This window comes from Mycobacterium botniense (genome assembly GCF_010723305.1).
Classification (GTDB): domain Bacteria; phylum Actinomycetota; class Actinomycetes; order Mycobacteriales; family Mycobacteriaceae; genus Mycobacterium; species Mycobacterium botniense.
This window is the reverse complement of sequence record NZ_BLKW01000002.1, coordinates 1,878,509-1,897,990: the sequence shown is the minus strand read 5'-3', so window position 1 is coordinate 1,897,990 and position 19,482 is coordinate 1,878,509. Positions and strand designations below refer to the sequence as shown.

Annotated in this window: 15 protein-coding genes; all 15 read left to right on the top strand. The window is 67.3% G+C overall.

The genetic code is table 11. The features are described 5' to 3' along the window. Window positions 1-20 precede the first annotated feature (20 nt). The 15 genes from G6N08_RS08835 to G6N08_RS08765 all read left to right on the top strand — a co-directional run bounded on the left by G6N08_RS08835 (window position 21) and on the right by G6N08_RS08765 (window position 19,370). Window positions 21-1,067, top strand: a complete 1,047-nt coding sequence (locus G6N08_RS08835; protein ID WP_163756179.1) for a fibronectin type III domain-containing protein — start codon at window positions 21-23, stop codon at window positions 1,065-1,067. 87 nt (window positions 1,068-1,154) lie between these two features. Then, entirely contained in the window at window positions 1,155-1,640 is a 486-nt protein-coding gene (locus tag G6N08_RS08830; RefSeq protein WP_033711323.1) for a hypothetical protein, read from the top strand. Further along, window positions 1,588-2,094 (top strand): hypothetical protein, encoded by a 507-nt coding sequence (locus G6N08_RS08825; protein WP_224112138.1) that lies wholly within the window; start codon window positions 1,588-1,590, stop codon window positions 2,092-2,094. The genes G6N08_RS08830 and G6N08_RS08825 overlap by 53 nt, the downstream gene beginning before the upstream one ends. Window positions 2,095-2,145: 51 nt before the next feature. Beyond that, complete coding sequence (locus tag G6N08_RS08820; RefSeq protein WP_163756177.1) at window positions 2,146-7,062, top strand: phage tail tape measure protein; 4,917 nt, start codon at window positions 2,146-2,148, stop codon at window positions 7,060-7,062. A 2-nt stretch (window positions 7,063-7,064) separates the two neighbouring features. Continuing rightward, window positions 7,065-8,621 carry a DUF7257 domain-containing protein gene (locus G6N08_RS08815; RefSeq protein ID WP_443093837.1) on the top strand — a complete coding sequence of 519 codons (1,557 nt, stop codon included), beginning with the start codon at window positions 7,065-7,067 and terminating at the stop codon, window positions 8,619-8,621. After that, the gene (locus tag G6N08_RS08810; protein ID WP_163756173.1) at window positions 8,618-10,354 is read left to right on the top strand and encodes a Gp37-like protein; all 1,737 of its coding nucleotides are present in this window, start codon (window positions 8,618-8,620) and stop codon (window positions 10,352-10,354) included. The genes G6N08_RS08815 and G6N08_RS08810 overlap by 4 nt, the downstream gene beginning before the upstream one ends. Continuing rightward, window positions 10,351-11,256, top strand: coding sequence for a hypothetical protein (locus G6N08_RS08805; RefSeq protein WP_163756171.1), 906 nt, complete (start codon window positions 10,351-10,353; stop codon window positions 11,254-11,256). Before G6N08_RS08810 ends, G6N08_RS08805 begins: the two co-directional genes overlap by 4 nt. After that, on the top strand, window positions 11,253-12,848 hold the full coding sequence (locus tag G6N08_RS08800; RefSeq protein ID WP_163756169.1) for a DUF7257 domain-containing protein: 1,596 nt from the start codon (window positions 11,253-11,255) through the stop codon (window positions 12,846-12,848). The genes G6N08_RS08805 and G6N08_RS08800 overlap by 4 nt, the downstream gene beginning before the upstream one ends. A 3-nt stretch (window positions 12,849-12,851) precedes the next feature. Further along, the gene (locus tag G6N08_RS08795) at window positions 12,852-13,163 is read left to right on the top strand and encodes a hypothetical protein (RefSeq protein ID WP_033711318.1); all 312 of its coding nucleotides are present in this window, start codon (window positions 12,852-12,854) and stop codon (window positions 13,161-13,163) included. A gap of 132 nt (window positions 13,164-13,295) precedes the next feature. After that, on the top strand, window positions 13,296-14,810 hold the full coding sequence (locus tag G6N08_RS08790; RefSeq protein WP_163756167.1) for a hypothetical protein: 1,515 nt from the start codon (window positions 13,296-13,298) through the stop codon (window positions 14,808-14,810). 79 nt (window positions 14,811-14,889) lie between these two features. Further along, entirely contained in the window at window positions 14,890-15,291 is a 402-nt protein-coding gene (locus tag G6N08_RS08785; protein WP_246216647.1) for a hypothetical protein, read from the top strand. Between the two features lie 10 nt (window positions 15,292-15,301). Further along, window positions 15,302-15,691: a phage tail fiber protein gene (locus tag G6N08_RS08780; protein WP_011723759.1), complete on the top strand. Its 390-nt coding sequence runs from the start codon at window positions 15,302-15,304 to the stop codon at window positions 15,689-15,691. Between the two features lies 1 nt (window position 15,692). Continuing rightward, window positions 15,693-17,390 (top strand): phage fiber-tail adaptor protein, encoded by a 1,698-nt coding sequence (locus G6N08_RS08775; protein ID WP_163756164.1) that lies wholly within the window; start codon window positions 15,693-15,695, stop codon window positions 17,388-17,390. Window positions 17,391-17,394: 4 nt separating this feature from the next. Continuing rightward, on the top strand, window positions 17,395-18,471 hold the full coding sequence (locus G6N08_RS08770; RefSeq protein WP_081262983.1) for a PPE family protein: 1,077 nt from the start codon (window positions 17,395-17,397) through the stop codon (window positions 18,469-18,471). Window positions 18,472-18,482: 11 nt separating this feature from the next. Beyond that, a complete protein-coding gene (locus G6N08_RS08765) occupies window positions 18,483-19,370 on the top strand; it encodes a hypothetical protein (protein WP_163756161.1) in 888 nt (295 codons plus the stop codon). The last annotated feature ends 112 nt before the right edge of the window (window positions 19,371-19,482 follow it).

Sequence of the window (19,482 nt, the reverse complement as noted above, 5' to 3'; positions counted from 1 at the left end):
CATGAGAGGAAACCATCGCAATGACTGGACTGCCCGCAACCGGTGCCAGCTGGGCTCAGATGATCGAGCCCGGCCTGAACCCGTTGGCGATCCGCTACGGCCAGATCACCGACATCTTCATCCGGGACTACTTCAACGCCGACGGCAGCGTGTTCAACCTCGCCGACCCGGCCAAGGGCCTCGGCCCGGCCACGCTGCCCAACGGCCAGGTGGTCAACCTGTTCACGCCGTTCGCCGCCGATGGTGTGTCGATCCGGCCCGACCTGCTGGTGACCGCGCCGGGCGAGAACCTGGGCTTCCACCATGTCGGGCTGCTGAAAGAGGACTCGACGTCGATCACCCCGGATCAGACGATGCAGCAGACCCCGAGCGCCCAGCAGGTCCGCTCGGCGCGCAACGTGCTGACCAAGCTCGACGACAAGATCGTGTTCGAGCCGCTCGAGGAGACGCCGCTGACCCGCTACCTCAAGTACGAGCTGCCGCTCGTCAACGGTGTTCCCGCGCTGGGCACTCCGGGGTTGATCATCCCGCGAGGAAACACCGATGTGCCGGTCGACCGGATCATCATCGCGATGATCGTCGACACCGACGGCCAGCTGCTGGCCCGGGTGCTGCCGCACGTGATCACCGACAAGAAGGGCAAGGAAGACCTCGCCCGCAAGAACCCGTACAGCTCGCAGCTGACCTACGAGGTGCTGCCCGACCCGTTCTCCAAGCAGGCGGAGTGGACGTGCTACGCCGGGTCGCAGTGGAACGCCTCGGGTGACTTCGAGTTCGAGACCTTCGCGCCTCTCGCCACGCCGGTGACCGGGCTGACGGCCAACGTGCAGTTCCCGACGCCGACCGACGTGGCCAGCCCCGTCTACACCGCGCAGATCCAGCAGGGCACCACCTGGGCGGCGGCCACCGTCGCACCCTCCCCGACGGTCGCCGGCGGCTTCACCACGATCCAGCTCACCGGCCTGACCGCCTCCACGGCGTACGGCGGTGTGCAGGTGACGGCGACCAGCGGTGAGACCACGGTGACGTCGCCGGTGTCCAACGCGTTCACCTCGACCGCCTCGTAACACCCATCCATCGCCGGGGCGACCGCTTGCGTGGGCCGCTCGCCCCGGCGATGCCTACGCAACCGCCCACGCAGCAAGGAAACCCTCGTGTCCGAATACGACTCGTTCGAGGCCGCCCGCGAACAAGCCGCCGACTACCTCGGCTACGTCGCCAGCGAGAAGATCCGCACACCCCGCGGTGACGTGTTCGAGATCCCCAACCCGTCCCTGCTCGACGACGACCAGCAGCAGCGTTACGACGCCCTGCAGCTCGAAGTCGAGTCCTGGGACCGCCACCCCGACGTCCTCAACGACGACGGCACCGTGAAAACCCGTGGCGCGTTGAAGGATCCGGCACGCAAGACCGACGCAGACGGCAACACGGTGCTGGTGGAGAACTACAGCATCCAGCTGGCCAAAGCGATCTTCGGTGACCGCTACGAAGCGTTCAAGGCCGCCGGCGGCCGCGCCAACGACGTGTCGTTCATCTGGGCCAAGATGAACCGGGTCATCGCGAACAAGCGGGCCGCCGATTCCAAAAGTGCTGGAAGCGATCAAGCTGTGGCGGCTGTTCCCGACCCAGATAGCGTCTGACCTTCGCCGCTACTACCCCGGCTGTCACATCCGCGACTGGCACCAAGGCCGCATGTCCAGCCGGGAGCTGCTCGAGCTGCTGGCCGAGCTGCCGGAGACCTCACGGTTCAAAGAGGCCGCCGAGCGCACCTTCCGGGTCGTCGAATACCGCGGCCCCGACCCGAACCTGAAGGACCAGCTGCTGCTGATCCCCGGCTACGGCAAACTGCCGAAAGACGTTGCCGTGGTGGGCGAATACGTCGACTGGACGCTCGACCGCAAGATCGCGGCCCGCAACGTGCGTGAGCTGGTGATGCTGCGCAACGACGGCCGCGACACCACCCCGGACCTCGCGGGCCTGTACGAGCCGCTGCACGAGGTGCTCGCGCAGCGGGAGCGCCAGAAACGCGCCGACCTGGTCGCCAAAGCCAGAGCCCATGTCCACCGAGGCGCTTACTCATACGAGAGGCGGTGAGCCGTGCCTGTATACCTCGACGTTGAATCTCGGATAGACCAGCGCGCGCTCATGGCGACCTCCCGGGCGCTGGTCGATCACTTCGCCCGCGTCGGCAACGACATCTCCCACGGTCTGGGAGGGTCGCTGTCGAAGGCGTTCGCCGCGGTGGACGGCACCGCCGCCCGGCGGGAATTGCTGGCGCTGCAGCAGGAGTGGCGGCGCGCCGCGGACGTGGAAGCGGATGCGGCCGCCCGGATGATCCGCGATCAGCGCCGGCTCGCCGAGGCCACCGTGAAGTACGGGGACGACAGCAGCCGCACCGCGGCGGCGCAGGCGATGCTCGCCCGCTCGCAGCGCGACCATATCGACGCGATGATCGCGGCCGAAGCCGCGCACGGCCGGCTGGCCAAGGCCGGCAACGAGACCGCGGACTCGGTCAGCCGGCTGCAGAAGCTCGGGGCGAACCCGATCTTCAACGCCGCCGGCATCGGCTCGGTGGCCGGCGTTGGAATCGCGATGGATCTCACCACCCGCAAAGCAGGCGATCTCGAGCAGCAGTTGATGAAGCTGCATGCCGCTGCCGGCGAGACCGGCGAGATGATCGGCGGCCAGTTCAGCGGCAACCTGAAGACGATTTCTGACGGCGTACTGCAGATGTCCGGCAAGGTCGGCTACACCACCACTGAGCTGATGAACGCGATGTACACCATCGAGAAGGCCGGTTTCCGGGGGGCCGACGCCCTGAAGGTGCTCGACGCCGCGGCCCAGGGGGCCGGCTCGGAACAAGCCGACCTGATGGAAGTGGTCAACGGCCTCACCACGTCCATGACCGACTTCAACGTCAAACCGGAGCAAGCAGCACGGCTGATGTCGCAGATGGTGACCGCTGTCGGATCGGCGAAAACCAGTTTCCAGGATTTCGCTGGCGCGTTGCATTCGGTCGAACCTGTCGCTGCCGCAGCGCATCTCAAGCTCGAAGACGTGTGGGGCACGCTTGCGCAGCTCACCCAATCCGGTACATCACCGGAGCAGGCGACCGAGAACATGCGCAACGCGATCAACGCGTTCACCGGGCAGTCTCAGCCCGCGCGGGATGCTATGGCGCAGTTCGGAATCAACGCCGACGAGGTGAGTCAGAAGTTTTCGGAGCGCGGTCTGGCCGGGACGATGCAGTACCTGTTCGACACGGTGCAGTCGAAGTTGCTGCCGGGCATGAAGCTCAATCAGGGTGAGCTTTTCAAGAGTTCGCAGGCCGCTGCCGATCTCGACGAGATGATCACGCAGATGTCGCCGCACGCCGCGCAGTTGGCGACGGCGTTGAAGAACAACGAGATAACCGTCAAGGATTACACCAAGGCCGCGCGGGACAGCGTCGCCGAGGACCGGGCAAAGCTCATGGAGTTTGCGCAGCTCAACGACAAAGTCGACGGTTACAGCAAGGCGTTGCGTATCGGGCGCGACACGATTGAGACGCTCGGCAAGGCGATGCGTGACATGACCGGCACGGTCGCGGGCCAGTCTGTGGCACTGCAGGTTTCCGGCGATCACGCGCAAGAGACGAACGACCGCATCAAGGCGATTGCCACCACGTACACCGAAGCCGACGGAACGGTAAAGGGCTTCCACGAGTCCCAGGACACGCTCAACGCGAAGATGCGTGACGCCCATGCGGCGTTCGGCGCCGCCGAAGCAGAGATCGGCAGCGCTTTCGTCCCGGTGATGACCGAGGTCGCGAAGGATGCGAAGTGGGTTGGTGACGAACTAGCCAAGCACCCGGGCATAGCGCACGGCGTCATCACTGCGCTCGAAGGCCTCGGCGGAGCGTGGTTGACGTTCAAGGCGATCGACATCGTCGGCACCATCCTTCGTCCCATCGCGTCCGGACTGGGCACGATCATCGCCCAGGAGGAAGGCGCCGAGGTGGCCACGAGCCGACTCAGCACCGCGCTGTCGGGGTTGAAGGCCGCCGGCATCCTCGGTATCGGGGCGCAGCTCGGCGGCCAGTGGGCCCAGGATCACACCGACCCGAACAGCTTCTTGCACAGCGCGGCCGTGGTCGGCACCGATACCGCAACTGGTGCGGCGCTCGGCGCGGCCGCTGGTTCGATCATTCCCGGCGTCGGCACCGCGATCGGCGCCGGTGTTGGTGCCGCAGGTGGTTTCGCTGTCGGCCTGTATAACCAGCTGACCAGTCACGCCGAGGGCGGCCCGCTGCACGCGCCCGGCCCGAAAGGCCATGACTCCGCGCTGTTTTGGGGCGCCGACGGTGAGCACGTCCTGACCCACCAGGAGGTGCAGAAGATGGGCGGCCACTCTGAGGTGTACAAGTTCCGCTCCGATCTGATGAACGGCCGCATCGTGCTCGGCCGCGCCGGCGGCGGCGCGCTCGGCTACGGCGGCATGGCCCCCGACGTTGCGGTCGCCTCGTCGCTGGCCGGAACCCCCTACAGCCAGGGCGCCCGGGACGACTGCTCGGGGATGGTCGGCCGGGTCATTCTCGGGGCGATGGGGTTGCCGGCGACGAACCTGCCGACGACGAAGAACATGGGCCAGTGGCTGGCCGCGCTGGGTTTCCAGCCCGGCATCGGCGGCCCCGGCTCCATCAGCGTGGGCTGGTACGACCATGGCCCTAACCCCAACGACGGGCACGCCGCGATGACCCTGTCCAACGGGGAGAACGCCGAAGCCGGCGGCAGCCACGGCAACTTCGTGATCGGCGCCGGCGCGGCCGGCGCGGCCAGCTCCCAGTTCGACCACCACATGTTCCTGCCCACCCTGTACGGGGAAGGCGCGGCCACCGGGATGCCCGGCTTCGCCGCCGGCATGGGCGCGGGTGGTTTCGGCGGCATGGGCGGCGGCATTCCGCCGGGCGCGACACCGGGCACCGGCCCGGGCGGGCAGCCGGGCTACTACACGGCCAACCCGCAGCGCGTCGCGGCGGCCGAGGAACGGCTGCGGCACCTCGACGCCGAGATCGACAACGCCGAGAAACGCCGCTCGGAGCTGAAGGCCACCGCCAAGCAGTCCGAACGCGACCGCCTCGACGAAGAGATCCGCCACCTCAAGGCCGAACGCACCCAGGAGCAGCAGCGGCTGGCCGAGGCCGAGCGCGGCACGTTCCACGCGATGCACGGCCGCCGCGGCGCCGGCGGCGGCGAGAACCCGTTCCTGCCGGTGCCGCTGGCCGACCGCTTCGGGCTGTCCAAGGGGCTGCCCGGGCTCGCGGAGTGGACCGTCGGGTTCCTCGAAGACCTGGTGCTGGGGCCGTTGGAGACCGCGGCGTGGGCCGCGATCGGCCAAGCCCCACCCGGCGCGGGGGGCGCTGGTGGCGGCTTCGGCGGCCTGGGCGTCCCCGGTGGTCTCGGCGCGGCGCGGTTCGGCTTCCCGAATCCCGCCCCGCTCGCCGCGCCGCCAGGCGCGCCGGGCGCTGACGACGCGGCCGCCGCCGGGCTCGACACAGCCCGCGGCAACACCATCGGACCGACACCCAGCAGCGGCGGGGCTGGTGCTGGTGCTGGCGCGTCCGGCGGCGGTGCGCCATCCGCCCCGGCCGACCTCAACGGGCCGCTGACCGCCGACCAGATTGCGAAGCTGCCACCGGATCAGCAACTTCGGCTGCTGCGCAACGCTTTCGCGCATCCCGCACCGCCTGCGCCGGCCCCCGCGCCCGCGGCGCCGAGGCCGCAACCCGACGCCGACATGCTGCCTGCGGAGGTTCGGGCGTGGGCGCAGCAGCACGGCATGATCGGGCCCGACGGGAACTATTCCGGCCCGGCGTTGCCGAACCTGGGGCCGAAATCCGTTGCGCCTCCGGTGAAGATGCAACCCGACCTGTCACGGCTGGGCGGAAACACCAAGGGGCCGCAGCCGCCCGGGCCGCCCTCAGCGCCGCCGACGCCCTGGACTGAGTCCACCCGCGGCCAAAGCTGGTGGCACGACCCGAACGCCCCGTCGTGGCGGCTCAACCTTCCCAAGCTCGGCAACCAGGCACGCCAGTTCTTCGACCTCCACCAGCCCGGCTACTTCGCCACCGGAGGCCCGTCCGGCACGGACACGATCCCGGCGTGGCTGTCGCCTCACGAGTATGTCGAGCCCAGCGAGGCCGTCGACAAATACGGACCCGGCTTCATGGACGCGATCCGGCAGGGCCGCATCGACCCGACGTCGGTGCGCTACTACGCGCCCGGCGGCGAGGTGACCGATCAACCGGAGCCTCCGCCGCAGCAGCAGGCGCCGGCCCAGCAGCCGCAGAACATGGTCAAGGCGCCCGGCGCCCCCGGCGGGCCCGCGATCGAGCCGCCGCCGGGCGCGCCGAAGCCCGGCGACAACGCCAGCATCCACGAACCCACCGGCCCCGGCGCTGTCAGCCCCGGATCCAAGCAGGGACTGTCCGACACCGCGACACCCGGTGCTGATGTTCAACAGCCCGGAACCGGGCAAGGAGCCCTGCCAGGCATCGGTTTCTCCGGCGGCATCATCGGCGGCCTCGAAGGCGCGGCCACCCAGGCCGCCGCGATGGGCGCCGACATGGGCACCTTCGGCGGCGCCGGCGGCGCCGTCTCCTCAGCGATGAACATCGGCTTCCAAGAGCTCAACCGGGCCGCCGCCTACGGCGCCCAGGACGTCGGCATCGGCGTCGAAGGCCTGCTGGAGGCGTTGATCCCGAATTCCGATGCGACCGGGGCGGATTGGTCGAAAACCATCCCCGGCCGCCTGCTGATGGGTGTGACCGGTGTGCGGCCGGCCGGCCAGCAGAACACCGCCGGCCAAACCCAGCAGCCGTTCGCCTCCAACGCCTCCTCCGACCAGTACGCCAACGTCGGTAACACGCAGCCGCAGGCGCCGATCCAGATCATGGGCCCCGTGCACGTGCAGGCCAACGACCCCAAGCAGCTGCACGAGGACATCAATTCGCAGATGGCCATCAACAACTCAGCCCGCGCGGTCGGCACGACGTGGGGCGCATCGCAGGCATACACAGGGTGAGCATGTGGCCGAACGGCACCATCACCCCCTACGGTGCCGACCAGCTCGCCGCAGGTGATCTCCCGAACCTGTGGGTGACCAGCGCCGACCGCCAGCACATCTTCTACTTGATGGGCGGCTTGGCGCCGTTCCCCGGCGTGACCGACGGCATCCTGTGCGTCGAGAACCCGGTCGGGATGGCCGCGAAGTTCAAGAACCTTGACCTGCAGGCCGCCCGCCAAGACGGGGTCACCTACCAGGGCAAGGTGTACGACCCGGCCATCATCAAGCTGAAGCTGCAAGTCCATGCCCGCACACCCCAAGTGCTGCAACAGATCATGGACGAATGGATGGGAGCCTGGTCCACCCCACGCGACACCACCCTGACGATGGAATACATCACCCCCGACGGCGGCTACTGGACCGCCCAGGTCCGGCTGATGCCCGACTCCTGGGGCGACGCAATGAAACTCACCCCCCGCGAGATCGGGGTGTGGGACATGACCCACATCTGCCGCATCGACGACAGCTTCTGGACAACCATCCCCGTCGTCGACTCCTGGCGGCCCACCTACGCCGACTTCTCCGACAACTTCGCCACTCCAACCGAATCCGGGCTCGGGCCGGGCTGGTCGACCATCTACAACCCGAAGGGCTCCGGCTACGAGTACGTCGGCGCCGACCGCCAAGTCCACTGGGCCGACTCCGGTAACTCCACCCAGGGCGTGCTCAACATCTACACCGCCCAGCCCACCGACACCGACAACCAAGTCGTGACCGTCACCCTCGGCGCCGGCTGGGACGGTGTGGTGCTGTTCGGCGAAGCCACCACCGTCATCGGCGCCCGAATGGACGCCAACGGCAACGGCGTGTTCTGCGACTTCGGTTGGGGCGGAATCGAAGTCTACTGCGTCGTCGACGGTGTCGCGACGATGCTCTACCGGGTGGTCGACCTGTTCTCCGCGCCGCTGCCCGGGGAGACCTGGCAGTTCATCGCAGGCGCGGTCCCGGGCGTGCCGCGCAGCTTCGCGGTGACCCGCTTCGACGGCACCGAAGTCGTCTCGTTCACCGAGGCCGGCGAAACCAGCCCCCTCGGGCCGGACAACCGCTACACCGGATTCGGAATGACCACTGGGCAAGGCATTTTCAACGAAGCCCAGCCCGCCCCGATCGCCTATTTCGCCGGCGCCGACAACAACCAGGCCGCCGAAACCGGGTATGTCGGCCTGTCGAACCAGGGCACCCAGGAGGGCTGGCCCGACATCCTGTTCTACGGGCCCGGAACGTGGGGATTCGGCAACGGCCCCAACAGCACGAACATGATCACCGTCGGGCCGCTGAAGGCCGGAGACGTCGCGTTCCTGTCCACGCTGCCGCGCCAGCAGCGAGTGGTGAACATGAACAACCTCACCGACACCTCGTTCCAGAAACTGCTGTCCGGGGTCTATGACACCCCGATACCGGGTGTGGCCACACCGGATCAGGTCACGCTGTCACAGATCCCGGTGTCGATCACCGGCGGCACCGCGTCCTCCCAGATCGTTATGTCGTTGACCCCGCGCAGGATTCACCCGGCGTGACCGCCCCCACCGCGACCGCCCTGATCCAAGCACTACGGGGCGGCAACCCGCTGACTGCGATCCAAACCGCGAAAGCCGCAGCGACACCGCAGCTCATACCGTCACCGAAGGCCACCCTGGCCGTCTACGACCAGTACTACACGTGCATCGATCCGGACTGCTCGGGCCGCTACATCGACCTGCATCTGATGGACCCGCGCAAGGATCTGCCGGCGGGATCGCTGACCCTCGACGGCGACGACGACCTCGCCGAGGTTGCGATCCAGTGCGACACCATCGTGGTGCCGGTCATCTACACCAAGGGCAACTCCCCGTGGCATCCCACCGACCCCGGCTACCGGTGGTCCGGCCGCATCGACGTCGCCCACGACCAATCCAAACAGGGCATCCAAACCGTCGCCTGCGAGCTCGTCGGCGACAAAACATGGCTCGACCGGATCCTGACGTGGCCAAATCCTTTCCTGCCCATATTCATTCAGGAACCAGGCGAATGGTTCGGCATCGGACCAGGCCTAACCGTGATCGCCACCCTGATCCGCGAGCAGGCCTTCCGGCTGCAGTTCCGGCTGTGGGAACTGGTCAACAACATCACCTCCCTGCACCCGGACTTCATCGCGTGGCTGACCGAAACTCTCTACGGCGACGGCGCCAAACCGATGGACCTCATGCAGATGCTGGTCACCCCGATCTGCGTTATCTCACCGGATGTCCTCAACGACACCTCGGCGTGGATCGAGATCAACGGCCGCATGGACTCGATCTGGAAACTGGTCAACCAGCAGGTCCAGGACAACGGGTTCGACATCGACGCCACCATGTGGGTGCCCGGCGACCCGCAGCCCGAAGGGCTGTGGTTCCCGCTGACGGTGGCCACCTGTGTGATCACGCTGCGTGACCGCTCCGGGTTCACCGGCCCGTGGGGCCCGTTCGAGGGCTTGGTGGTCGACCTCACCCAGCTCGAAGGCTCACTGCTCGGCAACGCGCTGGCGCCGCTGCTGAACCCGAACAACGAGGCCTCCTATCTGACACCGGATTTGGGCGAGTACATCGCCCCGACGATCGGTGTGGACTTCATACCGCCGAGCGTGTATTTCAACCTCGACGTCGTCGAATCGGGGATGATCGACTTCAGCGTGGACCACCACGCCCCGCTCGCCTACCAGGCGGTCATCGGTGGCCAGTCCCCGAAGTGGATCAACGATCTGATCAACGCCACCTTGGAGTGGCTTATCGACGCGATCACCATCGCCCTCGGGGTCACCGGCGTACCGAACAGCCTGTTGGACGGCATCTTTGACAACGTGCTGTTCGCCTTCTCCGTCGCGGAGAACTACGACGCGAAACTCAAAGGCGGACCGTACATGTTCGCCGAGAAGTTCTTTCCCTCCGGTGAAGGCGCGCTGTCGATCGACTCCCTGTTCTCGCAGGCCTCGGCGTTGTGGAATATCCGCGGATACCCCTCGGCGAAAATCAGTTTCATCGACAACCAGCCGTTCGCGGTCGGCCGCGAGATCTGGCGCGGAACCCTCGTGTTCTACATTCGCCGCGGCACGCTCTATATCGACTACGTCGAGCTGCTCGACATCAAAGACTCACGCACCGAACGCAATCGGGTAACCCTGCAGATCGGTGACGGCAAAAGCGAAGAAGGCGCACCGACGAAGATCCTGCGGAAAATCTCGGGCCTTGAAACCTATGTGAACATCATTCTTTCCGGAGGCAACCTGACGTGACAGCACCAGCGTTTTATGCCGACCCCAACGGCATGTACGTCACGTACAACGGCCAAACCTATTACCTGCCGGGCAATACGTGGTCGACCAACCCCGACGGGTCGGTGACGTTCAACGGCTCGGTGTGGTTCCCGGCCGCGTTCAACAACGCCTCCGGCGCCGGGATCGTGGTGTTCGGCCCGGGTGGTGGCAGAGCCTCGTTCCCGGCGGTGCAGCCCGGCCCCCCCGGGCCCGCGGTGAAGTTCACCTTCCAGATGATCCCGGTCGCCTACGGCACACCGCTTCCCTCACCCAACCCCGAAGTCGTTGAAACCGAATGGGATTCCAACGGCGACCCGGTCGCGCTCAGCCTCACCTTCTACAACTGGGCCGGCCCGCCGGGACAAGACGGCCAGACGACGATCTCGCAGGTTCTTGGGGGGGTGACCGCGGCGGCCGGATACATGATCGGCTGGGATCCCGGCAGCGGTCAGGCGCAATGGCAGCCCGTCCCGGTCGGGAACTGGTACTACGCAACAGGTATCGTCGCCTCCCCGGCTAACACCAACTCCCAGAAGCAGATCGGCGCCATCCAGGTACCCGCGCAGCTGCTGGCGTGGTGGCCGGAAGTCAAAGCCCAAGCCAACGTCGTCGGCGCGGTCGACACCATGGTCGACCTGGTGGCCCGCGTCAACGGTCCATCCGGGCAGATCTGCGCCTACGGCTACGGCAACCCCGGCGCATCCCCGGGCACCGTTCAAGCCATCTCCTACGGGCTGGGGCCGGGCAGCGCCAACATCGTGCCCGCGGGGCAGGCCGCCACGATCTACCTGTACGCCGAGAACCAGACGGCGTCGGCGAACCAGTGGTCGACGACCGCCCGCTGCAGCTTCCAGGTCCGGCCGAGCTTCGTGCCGCTATGACGATCGACCCCACCTACGCGACGTCGGACCCGCCGGCGATCACCCCGAACCCGGCGATCCACAACGTTCCGCCCCAGGACTCGCCGTCCACCCAGGAAATCGGGGTCATCGGCCGCGCGCACAACCTGTCGACCGGCACCGCGAATGGGGTGGCCTCGGCGCTGGTCGGAGGCCTGGGCGCCGGCGCTAACCCGTTCGCCGCGCTGGCGTCGTTCGGGGCCGAAGCCCTGCAGGCGATCGCCGACATCGCCACGCTGATCCTCAAGACCGGCGCCGAGGTGATCGACGACGTCGCGAACTTCATCGTCTCCGCCGTGCAGGGCGTCGCCAACATCATCGGCGCCATCATCCAAGGACTCGACGGGATCCTCGGCGGCGGCGGGACCGCCGCGGACGCCCAGCTCGTGCTGCAGGCCACCGCCGCGACGATCGCCGCCACCAACACCGCGGTGCAGTCGATGCAAGCCCAAGACGCCGCCGACTCCAACAACGGCATCAACGTCTTCCTGAACTTCTCCACCGCCACACTGGCCGGATTCACCGAGACCTACACCCCGGCCGGCTACGGCACACTCGGGATCAACAGCTCAGGCTATGCGCAGCTCAACCCCAGCGGCACAGCCAATTTCACCGGGCTGGCGCTGCACCCGACCCCGACCAACACCGACGACCAGATCGTCTCCGCCGTCTACTACAACGCGCCCGGCTCCTACAACTACTTCAACCTGTCCGAAGGCTCCGGCTATGACATCCTGATCGGCCGCTCCAACGCGTCGATGACCACCTACGTTTACGCCGAGATCAGCCCCATCCTGTACTCGATCCACAACGTGGTCAACGGGACAGACACGGTGCTGGCGCAGTGGACGCCCAGCGAACCGACGTTCTACGCCGGCGCCGCGTATTCGCTGTCCTGCGGGTTCGACGGCAACAACCATCCGCTGCTTCAAATCATCGTCAACGGTGTCGCGATCCTGGAATACCTCGACACCTCGGGTGTGACCAACTACGGTGCCGCATACCGGTATTGCGGCTTCGGGCTGGCCCAGTACGCGGGAATGGCGCCCTCCCAGATGGCGTCGTTCGGGTTCGTCGACGACGCTCCGGGCCCGATCATCGGTGACGTGTTCCAAGCCGGCAACCTGTCGACGACCGCGATCACGTTGGCCAACAACATCAACTGCGCGTTGGCGCCGGCCAACTACTTCAACAACATCCAGGCGCAGACCTCGAACTACACCTACGACCCGTCCACCAATAAGCTCACCGTCCACAAGTCGGCCATCTACAACGTGCGGGTCATGACCCAGTGGGTGCCGAAAAGTGGTGCCAGCTATGCCTATTTCGGTGTCGGGATCTTCAAAAACGGTCTGCTGTATGACATCGACGTCATCTGCCTGACTTCCCCGGGAGCGCTGCCGTACTACATCCAAAAGGGTGCATCGTTCATCGGTGTGCAGCTCGACGCCGGCGACTACATCCAGCCGGGGTTCGTGTCCTACAGCAACTCCAGCTCCTACCCCAACACCATCGTCGGCGGCGGATCCGCCGACTTCTTCTGCGAAATCGCTAACACCGGAACGGCAGGATAAATCGTGATCACTGGATTCATGATGATCGCGCCGACAGTATCAGCGCAGCCTGGTCTGAGCGCCGAAATCGTTTTTCCGCAACCGAACACAGCGACCGGGCCGTTCAACTACGAGGTCACCCAAACCGACCTCACCGCCGACGCCACTGGCGCAGCTGAACTTTCGGGTGACCCGATCGTCGACGGCGACACTGTCACGCTCACCGTGACCGGGCTCGTCGACGGGCACGAGTTCGCGTTCACCTACACCGTCACCGGCGCCGACGGCATCACCGCGACATCGGCGGCCAGCACCCCGATCACCGCCACCGCGTAGGACCGTTCGCGATGGGCCCCGCGGTCGCCGACATCGTGACGTCGGCCTGGACGCTGGGCGCCGCTGTGCTTCTCGGGGTGCTTCTCGAATGGCTTTGGAACACAACGCATCACCATTGAGAGGAGGAGCGGGTTGGCGAGTTACGGTATGACACCGGCGTTCGCCAGCCTGCTTCTCTCGGCGTTGAGCGGTGGACGGCCGCGGGTACCGATCGTGTGCGCCCAGCTGCACAACGGCGCTCCGGGCTCGGCTGGACTGAGCAACCCGTCGGCGATCACGGCGCGCCAGGAGCTGACCGTTACCGCGCCGGACACGGGCGCTGTCGGGCTGACTGGCGTGCCTCCGTCTTGGGAGGTGACCGCCGCGGAAACGGTCGCGGCGGTGAGTCTCTGGTCGGGGTTTGACGGTGATCCGAGCGCGATGTGCATGTTCACGCTCCCGGCGCAGCCGCCGGTCACCGTGGCTGACGGGGACACGCTCGTGTTGGGGTCGTGCGGCTTGGAGTGGGCGCCCGCAGCTGCCGGCCTGTGGGCGCCGGCCAAGACCGTGACGGCGCCGACCGCGCGCGCCGCGGCCGGGATGCTGGCGCCCAGGGTCACTGCTGACGGTGTTGTCGCCGTGCCGCCGATGAACGCGGCCGCGGCCATGTTGGCGCCGGTGGTGCGGACGTACCGGACGCCCGCACCGACGATGCACGCCAACGCGGGGATGCTGACGCCATCGGTCACGGCCGGCGCCAAGGTGGCGGTGCCGTTGGCTACGGCCGCGGCGGCGGCGTTGGCGCCCACTGTGGCAACGCGCGAGGCTGTCGCGGCGCCGCTGATGACAGCCACGGCGGCCGCGCTGGCGCCGACCGCCACGACCAAGTCGGTCGTCTCGGTTCCGACGATGGCTGCCGCCGCGCAAGCGCTGATGCCCAGGCTGGCCGGCAGCGCGGTTATCCCCGTGATGACCGCAGAGGCGTCGGCCAAAGAGCTGGCGCCCACGATCTCGGCGAGCTCGGTCATCGTCGTCCCGCTGTCGGCCGCGGCCGCGCAGATGCTGGTTCCGACGGTCAAGACGACGCTGCCGGTGACGTTCGACGCCTTGGGCTCTGGCGCAGCGAGTTACGCGTCTTCGGGCTCGTGGTCGCACAACGCCGCCGGCAACTATGTGTTGGCGTTCGTAGCAACGGATTTGGGGGTGGCGACCTCGGCGGTCAGCTATGGCGGGGTGGCCATGACTCTGCTCGCCTACGCCTACCACGACAACTCGGCGATCTATGGGGAACTTTCGGTGTGGGGACTGGCGTCTCCACCGTCCGGTGCGGAGACGGTCGTTGCAAGCATGAGCGGCTCGAACTACTTTGTCGCGAACACTGTTTCGTACAACGACGTATCCGCCGTTGGGTCGAAACTCACCGCCGAGGGTGCGCTGGCGGCGTCGCAATCGCTGACCTGCGCCGCCGGGCAGATGATCGTCCACGGGTTCGGCGTAGGCGCCAACTTCGGGGGCGGCACCTTCACCGCGTACAGCGGCGGAACGGAACGCTACAACGGCGCCAGCGGCCCCTATACGGGGCTGCTCATTCAGGATTCGAGCGCTTCCACCACCTTCACCGGAACCACGTCCTCCTTTTGGTCGGCGGCCGGAATCGTATTGCAGTAGAGCGCAATACGACGACGACAGCTATTTCTCACAGGAAAGCGATGCGATGACAGTCACAGCCACTTTGTACGGCGGATTCATGGAATCCCTTGCAAACAAGCAGATCAACCTCTACAACGACACGTTCCACGTGATGCTGCTCGGTTCGGGCTACACGCCGTCGGACGCGCATCGCTACCAGTCCGACATCAGCGCCCAGGAGATCACCGGCACCGGCTATACCGCAGGTGGCCAAGCGCTTTCGGGCGTGGGCGCCAGTTACGCGTCGAACACGCTGACATTTACGGCCAACAACATCTCATGGGGACCGGACTCCACGATCTCTGCCCAGTACGCCGCGATCGTCGACGTCACACCCGGCGCGGCCGCGTCGAACCCGCTCATCGGCTACGTGAACTACGGAGAGCTCGTCTCCGACACCAACGGCACGTTCGAGATCGACTGGAACGCCGCCGGGATCTTCCAAATCACCCACTCCTAAGGCGGATTTCATGGCTTACGGAATCACCCCCGCGTTCGCGGATCTCTTTCTCGCGACGCTGAACAACGTGCCGCTGACCGTCCCCATCGTCTGCGCGCAGCTGCACAACGGGGATCCCGGCAACGCGGGAACGTCCAACCTGTCCGCGGTGACGTCGCGTCAGCAGCTCGCGGTCGACACCCCCACGAACGGGGCCACCGAGCTCACCGGCGCGGCGCCGTCGTGGAACATGACCACCGGCGAGACCATCGAAGCCGTCAGCCTGTGGACGGGTTTCGATGGCGACGCCTCCGCGGTGTGCATGTTCACGCTGGCCGCCAACCCGCCCGTCACCGTCGCCGACGGCGACGTGCTGCTCCTCAACGTCTGCAACCTCACCACCACCGGGATGGCGTCCTGAGATGGCAGTTACCTTCGACTCGTCGACCACCGCAATCGCATCGATCGCGGGATCGGCCACCACCGGGAGCACACCGGCGACGACGCATAACGTCAGCCGCAGCGCCCCCAATCCCGCCGTGATCGCGGCGGTCGAATGGGTCGGGACGGTCGACGCATCCGGGGCCACGTTCGCCGTCGAATTCGGCGGCCAAGCCATGACGCCGGTCCCCGAAGCCCAAGCGTTTTGGAGCTCCAACACCGGCATGGTGCAGCTGTTCTACCTCCTGAACCCGCCGACGGGCGCGCAGACCGTGACAGCGTCCGTGACGGGCATGGGCACCGAATCCGGTGCCCGCACCCTGGCGCTGGCCACCGCCAGCTACTCCGGAGTCGCCGGTGTCGGTTCCGGCACAACAGCATCCGGGGCGTCAGCAGCGCTGGCGGTCACCTCACCGACCGCGCCGCTGTTCGTCAACGCGTTCGGCTGCACCGTCGCCGCCGGGGGCGACTCGTTCGCCTCTTACAACCAGACCAGCCGAGCCAACATCGCGTCGGTCGCCAGCACCAACCAGCCCCTGCTCATCGGGGACGCCGCCGGCAGCGGCCTGGTCGACTTCACCGCGACCGCGCCCGCCGCCAGTGAGGAATGGGCCGGCCTCGGTGTCGGATTATTGGGCAACGCAATCAGTTTCGACGCAGTCGGAACCGACGCAGCCGGCTACCTCGCAGAGGGCAGCATCGCGCACACCCTCGCCGCGGACGCCACCGCGTTGCTCGCCGCGGTCAACATCTACAACACCGCGGCGGTGACCCTGACCGCGGAAGTCGGCAGCAAACCGATGACCCTGCTCGCCAGCGAAACGTACGGTCTCTACAGCAGCAACCCGTGGCTCTACCCGTTCGGCTCGCTGTACCTGTTCGGGGTCATCGACCCACCCGTGGGGGCGCAGACGATCAAGGTGAATTCCTCAGCGCCCGTGTACATGACGGCGCAGTCGGTGTCCTACATCGGCGCTTTGGGATTCGACACCCCGGTCTCGAGTAACGGTGCGCTCAATCAGCTGACCGCGCCGTCGACGAAGCCGGCCGCGAGGCTGGTGGCCGCGCACGGGATCACGCCGCGGGCGAACGCGTTCGGCTACAACCAGACGAAACGGGCGATCGTCAACTCGAGCAGCGCCGACCAGATCCTGCTGCTCGGGGACGCGGCCGGCGCGCCGTATGTGGTGTCCGCGGCCAGCATGTCGGCCTACACGCCGGCCTGGGGTGCCGTCGCGGTGAACCTACTCCCGGCGCCGGTGACGCTCAACGTCTCGGCCGTCATCGGCCCCATCGTGGGATCGGCGAGCCTGGCCGACTATCGGGTGCACACCCCGTCGCCGCTGCGCACCTACTCGGTGCCGGTCGGAAGCACCGAGGTGGTGACCAGCTTCGGCCGGGTCGGCCCGACCTGGACCCAGGCCGCCGACGCGGTGCTGGACTACACCTTCGATTTCACGAACTGGCTTGCCGGAACAGGCGATAGCGTCGCGGCGGCCACCTTCACCCCGGTCAGCCCCGGGCTGACGGTGGTGTCGGTCAACGTCACGGCCACGCAGGCCACCGGGTGGCTCACCGGCGGCGTCACCGGCGACGTCTACCCGGTGATCGTGCACATCGTCACCGAGTACGGCCGCCAGTACGACCAGACGTTCAACCTGATCATCCAACAGACCTAAGCGGGTGGACTTTTGGCTGCTGCCGCCAGAGATCAACTCAGCCCGCATGTATGCCGGTGCGGGCTCTGGCCCATTCCTAACCGCAGCACACGCCTGGGATGCGATCTCTGCGCAGTTAGCCGAAAGCGCCGCCGGTTTCCGTTCAACGGTGCTTGGGCTCGCCGCATCCTGGCGCGGGCCGTCCGCCGACGCGATGACCGCAAGCGCGCTGGCCTACGCGGCGTGGCTGACCACGACCGCCGCGCAAGCTGAGCACACCGCCAACGCCGCGCGCGCCGCGGCCGCAGCGTACGAGTCAGCCCGCGCCGCCACCGTGCCGCCCGCGCTGGTCGCCGCCAACCGGGCCCAACTACGCGTGCTGGTCGCGACCAACCTGCTCGGCCAGAACACGGCGGCCATCGCCGCGCTCGAAGCCGTCTACACCGAATACTGGGCCCAGGACATCGCGGCCATGGCCGAATACCAGGTGGCGTCAGCGGCGAGCACCCGCGGGCTGCAGCCGTTCGACTCAGCGCCCCGGGTAACGGACTCGCTGGACGTTCCGGACGCGCAGGACGCGACCGGGGGCGCCGGGTCGATCTTGTCGCTGCTGAACCCGAACGACATCCCGCTCTGGGGCCTCGACAACGGCAGCCTGCTCGGCCAATACCTGCAGTCATTCCTCTCGTCGGGGCCCTACGCCTTTCCGGTCGCCGTGCTGTCGATGTTCAACGTGCTCTGGGCGCTGGCGCCGGCGACTCCGGTCATGCAGGCGCTCAACCGGTTGTCGGCGGGCGCCGAAGCGACCGCGCCGGCCGCGGGGCCTGCGGTCGCGGTCAGCAGCGTCCGGGCAGCGTTCGGCAACGCCACGCGGGTGGGCCCGCTGTCGGCGCCACAGCAGTGGTGGACGCAGCCACCAAACAACACCGTCCCCGCGGCCCCGGCAGCCGCGCGACCGCTACCGGCCACCGAGACCCCGACACCGCTACCGCTGCCCACCCCGATCCCCGCGCGCGGCGGCACACCGCCCAAGCAGCCGCGCCCCGAACCCGAATACGGCGGCCTCGTCCGATTCGTCACCAGACCGCCAGCCGGCGGCTGAAAGGAGAAACCGTGAAGTACAAGCTCGGCCTGAAAACCGTTCTGGCCCAACCCCGAGTCCGCTTGTGCGACTACTACACCAGCGACCTCCCGTCGGTCGAGTCGCTGAAATACCCACTCGGCCACGCCGATGCGATCCAGCCGCACATGTTCATGAACGACCAGCTGGGCGACTGCGCAATCGCGGGCAGCATCGAAGAGATCCGGCTGGCCAACGCGCTGCGCGGCGTTACGGTCAACTTCACCGACGAGACCGCGGTCCAGAACTACTCCGAGATCACCGGCTACGTGCCCGGTGACCCGAGCACCGACCAGGGCACCGACGTGCACGAGCTGTACGAGTTCCGGCAGAACACCGGCCTGGTCGACGCCGACGGCAACCGGCACAAGATCGTCGCCTACGCCGGCCTGACCCCGGGTGACTTCGACGAGCTGCTGATCGCCCTGTCGCTGTTCGACATGGTCGGCATCGGTATCCAGGTGCCCGACTACTGCGAGGCGGAGTTCGAGGCCGGCCAGCCCTGGCATCTGCTCCGTGGCCGGCATCGCATCGAAGGCGGCCACTACATTCCCGTCGTCGACGCCACCAGCCGCACCGAGGCCGGCCTGTTCACGTGGGGCGGCCACGGCGGCATCACCGCCCCCTTCTACGCGACGTACAACACGGTCGCGGTCGTCGCGCTCACCGAGGAACTGTTCACCGGCGGCAAGTCCCCGGAGGGTGTCGACTTCAACCGGCTGGCAACGGATTTGAACCTGCTCAACACCGGCCCGGTCATGTCAAAAGCGCCGCGCGGCAAGCGCGGCCGGGTCAGCGTCGACGACGCCGACGCCGGCGAGCCGTCGAGCGGGATCCGCCCGGACGACGCCGACCCCGGCGAGCAGATCAGCGCCGGCTGATGGACGAGACCCCGGCGCATGACCAGAACGTCACGCACCGCTACACCGTCCACTACCCGGAGCACGAGCCGCGCGAATCCGACCCGCACTACCGGGATTTCGACGCTTACCG